The following is a 12,774-nucleotide window of genomic DNA, read 5'->3' as shown; positions in this document are numbered from 1 at the left end:
ATAGTGGGAGGTTTCTATATTCGATTGTATAGGAGGTGTATAGGCTGTAGAAATGTTTATATAGAACACACAACTGAATAGCTTTATCAGCAGTAAAAAAGCGAATGAAAGAGGAATGAGGGTAAACGAAGATGAAACATAAGACAATTAAGAAAATTGGTACAGCTTCCTTAGCTGCAACAATGACACTGTCCGCAATAGGTTCTACAACGGTTAATCTATCTGCAAAAGAAAATATTTCAACTCAAGAAGCCGACAGTAAAGGCTACAACGTTTTAGGTTCTGTTGCTTCTATGACAAAAGATGGCAATCAAGTTACATTCAATATCTCTACTGGAGAGAGATTACGTTTTACATTCTTAGAGGAAAATGTATTTAGAATGTATATGGCACCAGATGGATCTGATTTTCAAGACTATCCAACACCATCATCAAAGGATCATACAGCAACTATAACAGCAAAAACAGATTCTGATTATGAAGCTGAATATGATGTTCAACCAAAAGTTGTGGATGAGGGAACACATTATACAATTACAACAAAGAAAGTTACCATCAGAGTTCAAAAAGAAAATTCTTTACTAAAAGTTATGAAAGCGGATGGAACTGTTGTTTGGGAAGAAACAGAACCCCTTAAATATAAAAACGGAAGCACAGTACAAACTTTAAAAACAGACAAAGATGAATATTTCTATGGTGGAGGAACACAAAATGGACGTTTCTCACATAAAGGCAATATTGTTGAAGTAGAGAAAAAAGGAACGTGGACAGACCAAGGTGTTGCAAGTCCTAATCCATTCTATTGGTCAACAGATGGATATGGTGTTGTAAGAAATACTTGGAAACCAGGAACTTATGATTTCGCAAAGACATCAGCTGATACTATCACAACGGATCATAATGAAAAACGTTTTGATGCATATTATTTTATTGATGATGGAGCTGAGGATATCTTTGGAGATTACTATGAGTTAACAGGAAATCCTGCAGAGTTACCTGAATATGCATCCTATCTTGGTCATTTGAACTGTTATAATCGTGACTATTGGGTAGAGGCAAAAGAAACAGATTCAGGGGCAGTTAAATTAGGCGATAAATGGTACAAAGAATCCACAACAGATAATGGTGGAGAAAAAGAAACCTTGTTGGGTGAGTCAAATGCGACTGCACAACAAGTAATCGAAGATCATAAATCAAACGATATGCCATTAGGTTGGTTCCTTCCAAATGATGGTTATGGTTGTGGTTATGGACAATCATCATCACAATCAGGAGATCTTGACAACTTAAAAGATTTCTCAGATTATGCAATTGAAAATGGTGTACAAACAGGATTATGGACACAATCAAACTTGTGGCCAGCGGATCCTAATAACCCACAAAAAGGTGAAAGGGATATTTATAAAGAAGTTGAATCAGGTGTTCACTCTGTAAAGACAGACGTTGCATGGGTTGGACCTGGTTACTCAATGGCATTGAATGGTATTTCTGTAGCATATGATGCAATTGCTTCGAAATCAGGAATGAAACCAAATATTGTTACATTAAATGGTTGGGCAGGTACACAGCGTTATGGTGGAATCTGGACAGGAGACCAAACTGGTGGACAATGGGAGTATATTCGTTTCCATATTCCTACATATATTGGAACATCTTTATCAGGACAACCAAATGTTGGTAGTGATATGGATGGTATCTTTGGTGGGAAAAATAAAAAAGTATGGACACGTGATTTCCAGTGGAAAGCATTCACAACGTATATGCTAGACATGGATGGTTGGGGATCTAATCAAAAATCACCTTGGGCATTAGGAGAAGATGGAACATCAATCAACCGTACATACCTTAAATTAAAAGCACAATTAGCTCCATATACCAATACAATTTCACATACTGCGACAGCAGAAGGTGGACTTCCAATGATTCGTGCTATGTTCTTGGAAGAAGAAAATCCATATACTTTAGGTAAAGCAACAGAATACCAATACATGTATGGAGATAATTTCTTAGTTGCTCCAGTTTATCAAGAAACTGCAGCAGATGCAGAAGGAAATGATATTCGTAATAATATCTATCTACCTTCTACAAGTGATGTATGGACAGATTATTTCACTGGAAAACAATATCGTGGAGGACAAATTTTAAATAACTTTGACGCTCCAATTTGGAAACTTCCATTGTTCGTAAAAAATGGTGCGATTATTCCAATGTATCCAGAAAATAACAACCCAGAAGAAAAAACAGAAACAAATACAGATGGACTTGATCGTTCACAACGTATTGTTGAATTCTATCCAAGTGGAAAAACAGAATTTGTTGCACACGAAGATGATGGAAAAACATTGGGTGGTGCTACTGTATCAACAAATATTAGCTCTAATGTAAAAGAAGGAACTGCTACATTAACAATTGACAAAGCAATCGGTAGCTATACAGGAATGGTAAAAGAACGTTCCAATGAATTCATTGTAAATGTATCTAAAGCTCCTACATCTGTAAAAGGTAATGTAGCAGGAGAAAACGTTACATTTAAAGAAGTTAAAACACAAGAAGAGTATGACAAAGCAACAGAAAATGTGTACTTCTACAATGAAAAACCTTCTATCATTATGAAAGAATACGCATCAAAAGGTTCTAAATATGAAAACACAGAAGAAACAACTGCTCCAAAACTATATGTAAAATCAGCTGAAAAAGTGGATATTACAGAACATGGATTCAAAGTAGTTGTCGAAGGATTTGAAAATGTACAAGATTTAGGAAAAGATGTACTTAATGAATCTTTAGCAGTACCAACAGGTATCAAGGAAGTCGCTAAAACAGATAGTGAAATCACAGTAGGTTGGGATGCAGTTGAAGGTGCAACTACTTATGATATCGAAGTTGATGGTAACATATATAGAAACATCCTAGAGGCATCTTATACACAAAAAGAATTAACATACTTAACGGATCATACCTACAGAGTTAGAACAGTCACTCCTGAAGGATATTCTAATTGGGGTGAATTAATCACTGTAAAAACTGCAGACAATCCATATCGTAATGTTCCTCAAGGATTGGAAGCAACCTTTGAAGATGGAGAAGTACCAAAGGCATATAGTGGTAAATTCGAAAATATGTTTGATGAAGATAATAAATCTGAATATAGTTCTGCCGCAGCGGATGCTTGGAAGAACAAAGCTATGATTATTGATCTTAAAAAATCATACACATTGGATAAATTAGAATACATTTGTCGTGAAAATATGGCGAATGGAGCTGTAACTAAATTTGGTGTATCTTATAGTAATGATGGCATTAACTGGAAAGAATACGGAGATCTTGTAAACGATGTTAAGCAAAGTGTCATCGTTGATAACAATGAAGATGGACGTCAATTCATGCATGAATTCTCTACGAAATTCAACGCTCGTTATTTAAAACTAACGGTGAAGAATTCAGCAGCAGGTATGTTACAAGCATATGCAATTCGACCTTATATTGTAGAAGGGTCTAGAGGAAAACTTGTAGGCGATGTGAGTAATTCAGGTGCTATCGATGAAGGCGATTTAACATTCTACCAAAACTACATGGGATTAACTCCAGCGGATAGTGATTGGGATAACTATATCGTACCAGCAGGTGCAGATATTGATGAAAATGAAACAATCGATGCATATGATGTATCTTATGTAGCTCGTCAACTTGGTGATCCTGTCACAGAAGCGAAAAAAGGTGTCGATGGAAAAATTAAATTAATTCCTTCAAAAACAGATATCAAAGCAGGTGATGTATTCACTGTTGATGTATATGGTATTGGATTGAAGAATGTTAACTCATTCAGTGTTGAACTACCAGTCGATAAAGATCTATTTACTACATCTGCAGCGAGTGCATCTGTAGCATCTATCTTTATGAAGAATCTTTCACAAGAGAGAATTCATACTGACATGAGCATTGATAACTATATTAGTTTCACAAACTTAGGTAAACAAGAGTTAATCAATGGAACAGGAAGCTTAGCAAAAGTAAGCATTACTGCGAAAACAGACTTCACATGGGATACAACAGAAACACATGCAGTATTAGTTGGTCAAGATTTAACAACAGTAAATGCTACGATTGATAACACAATTGAACCAATTGCTCCTGAAACTGTAAATATCCTTAAGGCATCAGATTTAAAATCTATCGCTTTTGATAATGATGTGAAAAAAGATATTAAAGGAACTGATTTATGGCAACAAAGTGATTGGAAAGAAATCTTATTCGATGGAAAAACTTCTGGAACATTAGCAGAATTTAAATGGTTCCAATCAGCAGCAACATTCCCTGAAGAAGTAAAATTACCAACGGATATGACCTTTACATTTAATAAAGTTGAACCACTTACAAAAGTAAGAGTTTATAACCGTGCAGATGGTAATGGTAGTGTTACAAAAATCAAAGCAGTAGGTTATAAAGGGGACACGAAATATGATTTAGGAACATTCAATGCGAAACAAGCAATCTTTGAATTTAAAGTTCCAGCGGAAGCAAAAGATGGTATTGATCGTGTAGTAATTACACCTCAAGAATCCCTTGGTTCTGCAACAGGAGTTACTTCAGGTTCAGAGAAAAATCGTATGTTATCTTTATACGAAATTGAATTTGAAACAGATTCAAAAGTAGATGCAACAAAAATCACATTGGATAAAGATAATGCGAAAAAGGTTAGCATTAACAATTTGGCACAAGTAAGTGCAACAGTAGCTCCTAATAATGTAAGTAATCCATTCTACAATATTACAAGTAGCGATGAAAATATTGCAAAAGTAATTAAGGTGCCAACAGAAACTGCATATTATTATGCAATTCAAGGGGTCTCAGCAGGAACTGTAACATTGACTGCAACATCTCAAGATGGTAACTTTACAGATACTATGGAATTCACAGTTATTGCAGGTGCAGATACAACTAAACTAGATGCCGAACTTGCGACGTTTGATGCATTGTATGAAATCCTTTATACAAAAGAATCTTATAATGCAGTGAAGACAATTGCCAATGAAGCAAGAGTATTGATTGAAAAACCTGGTGTAAAACAAGATGAAATTGATCAGGTTACAGCAAAACTTGTAAAAGCAATAAAAACTCTTAAATTAAAAGGTTCTAATACTGAGCAACCTTCTAGTGCAGATTTGATTAATCAATCTGGAATGATGAAAGTGGATGAATCTAGTATGTCTGCATCAGAAAAACAAGGTGCTGAATATACAATTGATGGTAAGTCAGATACGATTTGGCATTCTAACTATAATAATGGATATAAATTACCACAATATGTAACAATTGACTTGGGTGCAGAATATAGCTTAGAACAAATTAATATGTTAGCGCGTCAAGAAAGTTCCAATGGACACATTACACATTATCGTATTGAAATTAGTAATGATGAAGGTACAGATAAGAAGTTTACACCTGTAGTTGAAGGATACTTTGAAAACGATGGAAATTCTCTAGATGAACCAGGTGTAGAAAAAGAAGTTAAATTCGATAAAGTAAATGCACGTTATGTACGCTTTATTGCCTTAGAATCATTAGGTGGAACGAAAAATGCATATGCATCTATAGCTGAATTGAATTTCTTTGGAAAGCAAGTCGTTCGTATTGATGAAGCATTAACAAAAGCTAAGAAAGTAATTGATAATGATTTTTACAAATATACAATCAGTGGTATGAACGCATTTGTAGAAGTTTATAATGCTGCATTAGCAACTTCTGAAAAAGAAGGTGTTACAATCGAAGAACTTGTAGCAGCTGTTGCAAATTTGAAGAAAGCTACATCAGATTTAGCAAATCAAAAACTAGCAACAGAAGGTATGGTTGCTGGATTAGCAAGTGACGTGGAAAAATTCAAGTTATTAGAAGAGAAGTATTCTCCTGAAGAATTCAAAGTGATGGCAGATGCGATAGCAAATGCAGAAGCAATCCTTGCAAAAGGTGCAAAAGATATCTCTGGTACAGAAGCAGGTCAAGCTAGAACAGCTATGGCTAAGGCTAAACTACAATTAGATGAATTAGGCCCAATTGATAGCTTATTACAAGGTCTTGAAATTACAATTTCTTTGGGTAATGAAGTATTAGCAGATGAAAGTATCAACGATGTACGTCCTGGAAAAGTGAAAGAATTGCAAGATGCTATAGCTGAAGGACAGAAATTAGTTGATGCGAACTCAACTGATCGTGATGCTATCAAGGCAGCAACACAGGCAATTGTTAAAGCAACAAATGAATTGTGGCTAATCGTAGATAAAACTCCATTAGCTAGCCTTATTGAAGAAGCAGAAGCACTTGATGGTATTTATACAGAAAGTTCTAAAGCTGCATTAGTAGAAGCAATCAATAGTGCGAAGGTAGTCGTTACAAACGACGATGCTACAACGATGGAAGTAGATGCTGCATTCAATACATTATCAAATGCAATCAGTAATCTAATCCGCGTTGCTAATAAAGAAAACTTAGTAACTCAGATTCAAATTGCTCAAAATATTGTGACAAATATTGGAAACTACATCCCTGGAACTGTTAGTGGATTAGAAGATTTACTTGCACAAGCACAAGCAATTGTTGCAAATGAAACAGCAACACAAGCAGAAGTCGATGATATGACAACTGCATTAACAAAAGCAAACATGAGAGCTAGAGCAAAAGCAGATAAATCATCTTTAGTTGAAGCTATTAACAAAGCTAAAGCAATCAACTTCAATGATTATACAATTGCTACTGCTACAGCACTTAGAAACACATTATCAAATGCAGAAATCGTTATGAATAATGATTCTGTATCACAAGACGCTGTTGACACCGCTGTGGAAGGTATTGAAGCGGCTATCAAAGCACTTGTGAAAGCACCAGTAGGAGATACTGAGAAACCTGAAAAACCAGAAACACCAACAACGCCAGAAGAACCAAAACAACCTGAAGATAATAAAGGAAATGATACGGCAGCTGGTGGAAATACAAACAATGGTCCAACAAGAACTCCAGTAAGAACTCCAGCAAATAGAAATGATGCAAATGCAAATAACAATGCAGATGCTAAAAATGATACAGAAGATAAAAAAGACACTGCCGATAAAAAAGATACAAAAGCAGAAAAAGATTCAAATGCTAATACTACAGTTAAGAAAAATGCTACACCAAAAGCTAAGGGAACTACAAATGATCAATCCTTCCTTATGGCTGGTTTAGCAGCACTTCTAGTAGTGATCGCAGGTGTATTTGCATTCTTCCGTAAGAAAAAAGCAAAATAAGCATATTTCTAAAAAGTTGTTCTATAAATTTACAATAGAACAATCATAATCGATAGCATATATGTTCCTCATCAGCATATATGCTATCTTTTTATATTGTGAATTTAGGTTCTATAACATTTGGTTGATTTCTTTTGGAACAAAAAAACTTTAGCAAGGACTTTAGATATATTAGCTAAAAGAAGACATATATTAAAATTATAATAGAAAGAAAATTGGTCGGCAGAAGAAGAATTTACAATTGTTGAGGAAGTTAATGAAACAGTTATAAAAGCAAACTCTTCGCAAATAAAAGATATCACATAGTTAGTGAATTAAAAAGAGCATAAAAGATAAGGTTAGTAGACATTATTAAGTAATGGAGTATAAAAAAACTCTCAAGCCTTTTATTTAAGGGGTTGAGAGTTATCTTTGAACTGGTGCGGGCGACAGGACTTGAACCTGCACGCGCAAGGCACTAGATCCTAAGTCTAGCGTGTCTGCCAATTTCACCACGCCCGCATGTGCCTGTTTATTATAGCATATTTTTCAAATGTTGCAATTACTTTTTTGAAAATTTTTAAATTTTTTAGTGAAAGCATTTCTATCATCAAGATATGATATACTAATATATATTATATGAGGTGAATTTATGAAAAATTGGATTAACAAAGCTGTCTTTTATCACATCTATCCTTTAGGATTATGTGGTGCCCCACGTTTCCATGAAGAAACGATTACCCATTCTATTACCAGAGTATTGGATTGGATACCACATCTAAAACAGATGCAAATAAATGCGGTATATTTAGGACCTGTATTTGAAAGTTATGAACACGGATATGATACAAGTGACTATCGTATGCTTGATCGTCGTTTAGGGGATAATGAGGATTTTAAGAGGGTGTGTGATGCTCTTCATGAAGAAGGTATTCATATTGTGTTGGATGGAGTGTTTAATCATGTGGGAAGAGAATTTTTTGCGTTCAAGGATATTTTAAAAAATAGAGAAAATTCTAAGTATTTGAATTGGTTTGTGAATGTTCGATTTGATCAAAACAATCCATACAATGATGGGTTCAATTATGATACATGGCAAGGGTACCATAACCTTATAAAGTTGAATTTAAAAAATGAGGAGGTTGTACAATATTTATTAGAATCTGTTGGCATGTGGATGGATGATTTTCATGTGAATGGATTGCGATTGGATGCGGCAGATTGTATTGATTTAGAGTTCTTCCATCGTTTGAAGGAGTATTGTAAGAGAAAAGATGAATCTTTTTGGTTGATGGGAGAAATCATTCATGGGGATTATACTGTATGGGCTAATAATGATACTTTAGATTCAGTAACGAATTATGAATGTTATAAGGGGCTATATTCATCTCATAATGATAAGAATTATTTTGAAATTGGACATTCTCTTAATCGACAGTTTGCGAAAGGGGGAATCTATGAACACTTACATTTATACAACTTTGTAGATAATCATGATGTTAACCGACTGGCGAGCACATTGAAAGATAAAATAGATTTAGTGAACGTGTATACCTTACTCTATACAATGCCAGGCATTCCTTCTGTGTACTATGGTAGTGAATGGGCGATGGAAGGTAAGAAACATGATGGAAGTGATGCGGATATTCGTCCTTCGATAGAAATCGAAAAGATGAAGGACATACCGCTAAGTAAACATATTGCAAAACTTGGAAGTATACGACAACAATATCCAGTGTTATTTGATGGGACGTATGAATCTATTTCATTAAAGAATGAACAGTTCGTATTTAAGCGTTATAATGAAGAAATGAGTCTTACTATTGTGTTGAACGTTGCGGATACTGATTGTGAAGTGGATATCGCATCTCAAGGAATGGATTTATTTGATGTGTTAGAAGATACATCTTATCCTTGTATAAAGGATACTGTGCGTATATGTGTGAAAGCAAAGAGTTCATGTATTTTGATAGAAAAAAAGAGTGTATCACCTTTAAAAACACCCATTCAGAAAGAAGAAAAGAAACCTATCATAGCAGAGGAACCTTTACAGAAACCACTTGTGGTAGAAATAAATGAAGATATTCCTTTAGGACGCTATGAACATTTTAAAGGAAAACATTATGCTGTATTATATGTTGGATACCATAGTGAAACTTTAGAGAAATATGTTGTTTATCGCCAACTGTATGGAGAAGGTAGTGTGTGGGTACGTCCACTAAGCATGTTTAAAGAAAACGTGGAAGTTGATGGAAAAATGGTGCCTAGGTTTAAATATATAAAGGAGTGAATGGAGATTATCCCTTTACTCTTTTCTTGATATATAAAAGCCCATGGCATAGTAAAACTTTTAATGAAACGGCAAGAGAATGTTAATTTTTCGTAAAATGGGAAAGAAAGCCATATTTCTTATTTCTATTCCTTCCTATTCATATTATAATTAAATTGATGAAAGGATTAAGGAAATGAAAATACTACTAATGAGTGACACCCATGGAGAACTTGAAAAAACAAAAAGGATAGTTAACCACAGTGAGTGTATAGATGTGTTTATTCATTTGGGAGATGTAGGGTTTCCTTTACAAGAATTATCGAAATTTCATTTGGTGTGTGGAAATCACGATAAAGATTCCTCTTTGCCTATGGAACTAATTATGGATTTAGAGGAACGTAAAGTGTTATGTATCCATGGAAATAGATTTGACGATGAGACCATTCTAGAAGTTTTATCACAAAAGAATATTAAGAGTGAGGATTTAATGGATTTTTGTATGTCCACCTTATATGGTAAAATTGCATCCTATGCAAAAAGAAAAGGGTGCGATACTGTATTTTTCGGACATACACATCATCAGTTTTCAGGAGTTGTAGATGGTGTTACATTAGTGAATCCAGGTTCTGTATGTTTTGGTACACCACAAAGTGGATATGCTATTGTAGAGATACAACATATGGAAATGGTTACTAGACTTTATCATTGTGATGAAGAATCTAGCTTGGATTCATAATAGAAAGAGGAGAATGTATGTTCACAAAATTATTAAAGAAATTAGGATTCACAAAAGAAGAGGCAAGTTGGATCCTTTATGATGTTGGAAATAGTGCACAAGTATTAACCACTTGTACTGTTATATTTCCAATGTTAATCGCTAAGATCACACCAGGGGATAGTAGTGTGTATGTGGGATGGGCAAATGCAGTGTATGCTATTATATTGGCGCTGATATCTCCAGTATTAGGTACTATGGCAGATTATAAAGATAAGAAAATGAAGATGTTTAAATTCTTTCTTTTTCTTGGAATTGCGGGAGGTTTTGGTTTAGCACTACCTTTTATCGACTATAAAATGGCGATCGTAATTTTTATTATCGCAATGCTAGGTTACAATGGTTCTATTATCTTCTATGATGCATTTATTGTAGATGTGTGTGATGATGATCGTGTTGATAAAGTATCTGCTGCAGGATATGCATGGGGATATATTGGAAGTGTGTTACCTTTTATTGTATTTATTATTCCTTTCGCTGCAGTTACTTTGTTTGGGGATGCGAATGGGGATTTAGTACTTGGTGGATTTACATTGTCGTATCGTTTAGCTTGTGGTCTAACAATGGGGATGGCGGTTATTTGGTGGTGGGTGTATTCACGTCCAATGTTGAAAAATGTAAAACAAACGCATTATCATGAACCAGTACCCAATGTAGTCAAAGAATCCTTTTCACATTTATATCATACGTTTAAAGATGTAAAGAAGAATAAAAATATCTTTCTGTTTTGTATATCCTATTTCTTTTATATCGACTGTGTAAATACGGTTATTAAAATGGCAGTAAGCCTAGCAACGGAAATGGGTATCAGTGATGTTATGAGCTTGGTTGTCGTTATCTTTATTAATGTTATTGCTTGCCCTGCATCTATCTTCTTTGGTCGGTTGGTAGGTCGTTTCGGATCTAAGAAAATGATTTATGCAGGTATTATTGGATATGTTGGTGTTGTAGCGAGTGGAGTTATGATTAAGAGCAATCCAAACTTCATTTGGGCAGTGGCAATCTTAGTAGGGTTATTCCAAGGTGGAATTCAATCCGTATCAAGAAGTTACTTTGCGAAGCTAATTCCAGATAAAGCAGATAGTAATGAGTTCTTTGGATTCTTCTCTGTATTCTCTAAATTCTCTGCAATCTTAGGACCAATCGCAGTTTCTGTGATTATCATGATGACAGGAGAAACGCGTTATGGTATTTTAGGACTTATTCCACTTATGATTTTAGGGGCTATCTTCTTAGCATTTGTGAAAGACCCAGAAAGTGAAAAAGAAATGAAGAAGAATTACAAAAAGAACAAAGCATAATACATATTGTATATAGGAATGAAAGAAAAGCAGACGCCACATATGGAGTCTGCTTATTTTGGTTGATAGACACTACCGGTAAATAGAGGTAGACAATCTTTGGTTGTTAGAACATATAAGAAAGGACGATTGAAATTCAATGATACTTTACCCTCCGGATTTCTTGCGGTTTCTATTAAATCAACTTTTGTATAACTTGTGGCTGTTACACCAAATTCGTTCACATCCATTTGTGTGCCTTGTAGGATGGAGGAAATATATATGTTATTTTTGAATTGCGCATTTTGTTCAAAGGCTTGTTGAACACCAAGGTGTTGAAACATGCTTTTTAAATTTAAGTCTGTATTGTATTTGAATTTAGGAAGAGCAAGGTCTATTAACTTACTTTCTTCTGCTTGTTTATTATCGAGTTCTTCTAACCAATCGCTTTGTAATACATCTTCTACTGTAGTTTGTTGTGTTGGTAGGAAGAAATACATTAGATTACCATCCTTTAAGGGAAGTTGTATTCTTTCGTAGTCTTCTGTTTTTAAGTATGGATTAGCTATTAACATATGCATGAAATTTGCTTTTATAGTAGTATTCTCTGCTTGATAGAAATCATCTTGTTTTGTAAGTTCTTGTGTGAAAGGCTGTTCCCATTCATTCAGCACGGAGATCGTATTCATGATAGATAGTTTGGTATCTTTTTGAATAGGTAAGTCGATATTCCATGTTACTTTGCTTTGCTTATTGAGCTAATCCACCATTTGTATATTTGTGTTTTCGTTATTGAAATCAACTGAAAAGGTATCCGCAAGATATTGTTTTTCTAATGTTTGTTTCCATGCGGAATCTAAGCTAAATTGAGCATCTATCCAAAGAGAATTTCCTAAAAGGATATGTTCGTTTTGTTTTAGGGATTGAATTAAATCTTTACTTTGTTTTGCTAAAGATTTATTTGTACCATCGAAGGTTAATCCTTCTTGGATTTCTTTTAGTGTTGTATTTTGTGCGCCTTGTGCACTCATACTTAAGGCAAGATATGCACTCATAGGAGAATAACAAATGTTTTCTTGTTTGTTTAGTAGGAAGGCTGCACTCTTACTAGAAAATTGCTTTGTGGACTTCATCATATCCTTTGATAATGGTATTTCTTTCTTTGGCTCACTTGTTGCATTATTAACAGAG

General features: G+C 34.6%; 4 protein-coding genes, 1 tRNA gene and 1 pseudogene. 4 read left to right on the top strand and 2 right to left on the bottom strand.

The window, feature by feature from the left end:
- The first annotated feature begins 131 nt into the window (after positions 1 to 131).
- Positions 132 to 7,277, top strand: coding sequence for a discoidin domain-containing protein (locus ACWG42_RS00975; protein WP_455789586.1), 7,146 nt, complete (start codon positions 132 to 134; stop codon positions 7,275 to 7,277).
- 417 nt (positions 7,278 to 7,694) lie between these two features.
- On the opposite strand, the gene ACWG42_RS00970 is transcribed toward ACWG42_RS00975, so the two are convergent.
- Positions 7,695 to 7,778: transfer RNA gene (locus ACWG42_RS00970), tRNA-Leu, on the bottom strand.
- Positions 7,779 to 7,908: 130 nt separating this feature from the next.
- Between ACWG42_RS00970 and ACWG42_RS00965 the strand changes: the two genes are divergently transcribed.
- The 3 genes from ACWG42_RS00965 (at position 7,909) to ACWG42_RS00955 (ending at position 11,604) form a co-directional block, all read left to right on the top strand.
- Entirely contained in the window at positions 7,909 to 9,546 is a 1,638-nt protein-coding gene (locus ACWG42_RS00965) for a DUF1653 domain-containing protein (protein WP_455789585.1), read from the top strand.
- Between the two features lie 175 nt (positions 9,547 to 9,721).
- Positions 9,722 to 10,264, top strand: a complete 543-nt coding sequence (locus tag ACWG42_RS00960; RefSeq protein WP_455789584.1) for a metallophosphoesterase family protein — start codon at positions 9,722 to 9,724, stop codon at positions 10,262 to 10,264.
- Between the two features lie 17 nt (positions 10,265 to 10,281).
- Positions 10,282 to 11,604: an MFS transporter gene (locus tag ACWG42_RS00955; protein ID WP_455789583.1), complete on the top strand. Its 1,323-nt coding sequence runs from the start codon at positions 10,282 to 10,284 to the stop codon at positions 11,602 to 11,604.
- A 53-nt stretch (positions 11,605 to 11,657) separates the two neighbouring features.
- Here the strand turns inward: ACWG42_RS00955 and ACWG42_RS00950 are convergent.
- Positions 11,658 to 12,716, bottom strand: a pseudogene (locus ACWG42_RS00950) (serpin family protein).
- Positions 12,717 to 12,774: the final 58 nt, after the last annotated feature.

This window comes from Amedibacillus sp. YH-ame10 (assembly GCF_053848885.1).
Note: the sequence above shows the minus strand (reverse complement) of the source record. Positions and strands in the feature narration are given on the sequence as shown.

Excerpts from the sequence above, each read along its gene's own strand:
- ACWG42_RS00955 (WP_455789583.1), top strand. The coding sequence starts at position 10,282 with ATGTTCACAAAATTATTAAAGAAATTAGGATTCACAAAAGAAGAGGCA.
- ACWG42_RS00960 (WP_455789584.1), top strand. The coding sequence starts at position 9,722 with ATGAAAATACTACTAATGAGTGACACCCATGGAGAACTTGAAAAAACA.
- ACWG42_RS00975 (WP_455789586.1), top strand. The coding sequence starts at position 132 with ATGAAACATAAGACAATTAAGAAAATTGGTACAGCTTCCTTAGCTGCA.
- ACWG42_RS00965 (WP_455789585.1), top strand. The coding sequence starts at position 7,909 with ATGAAAAATTGGATTAACAAAGCTGTCTTTTATCACATCTATCCTTTA.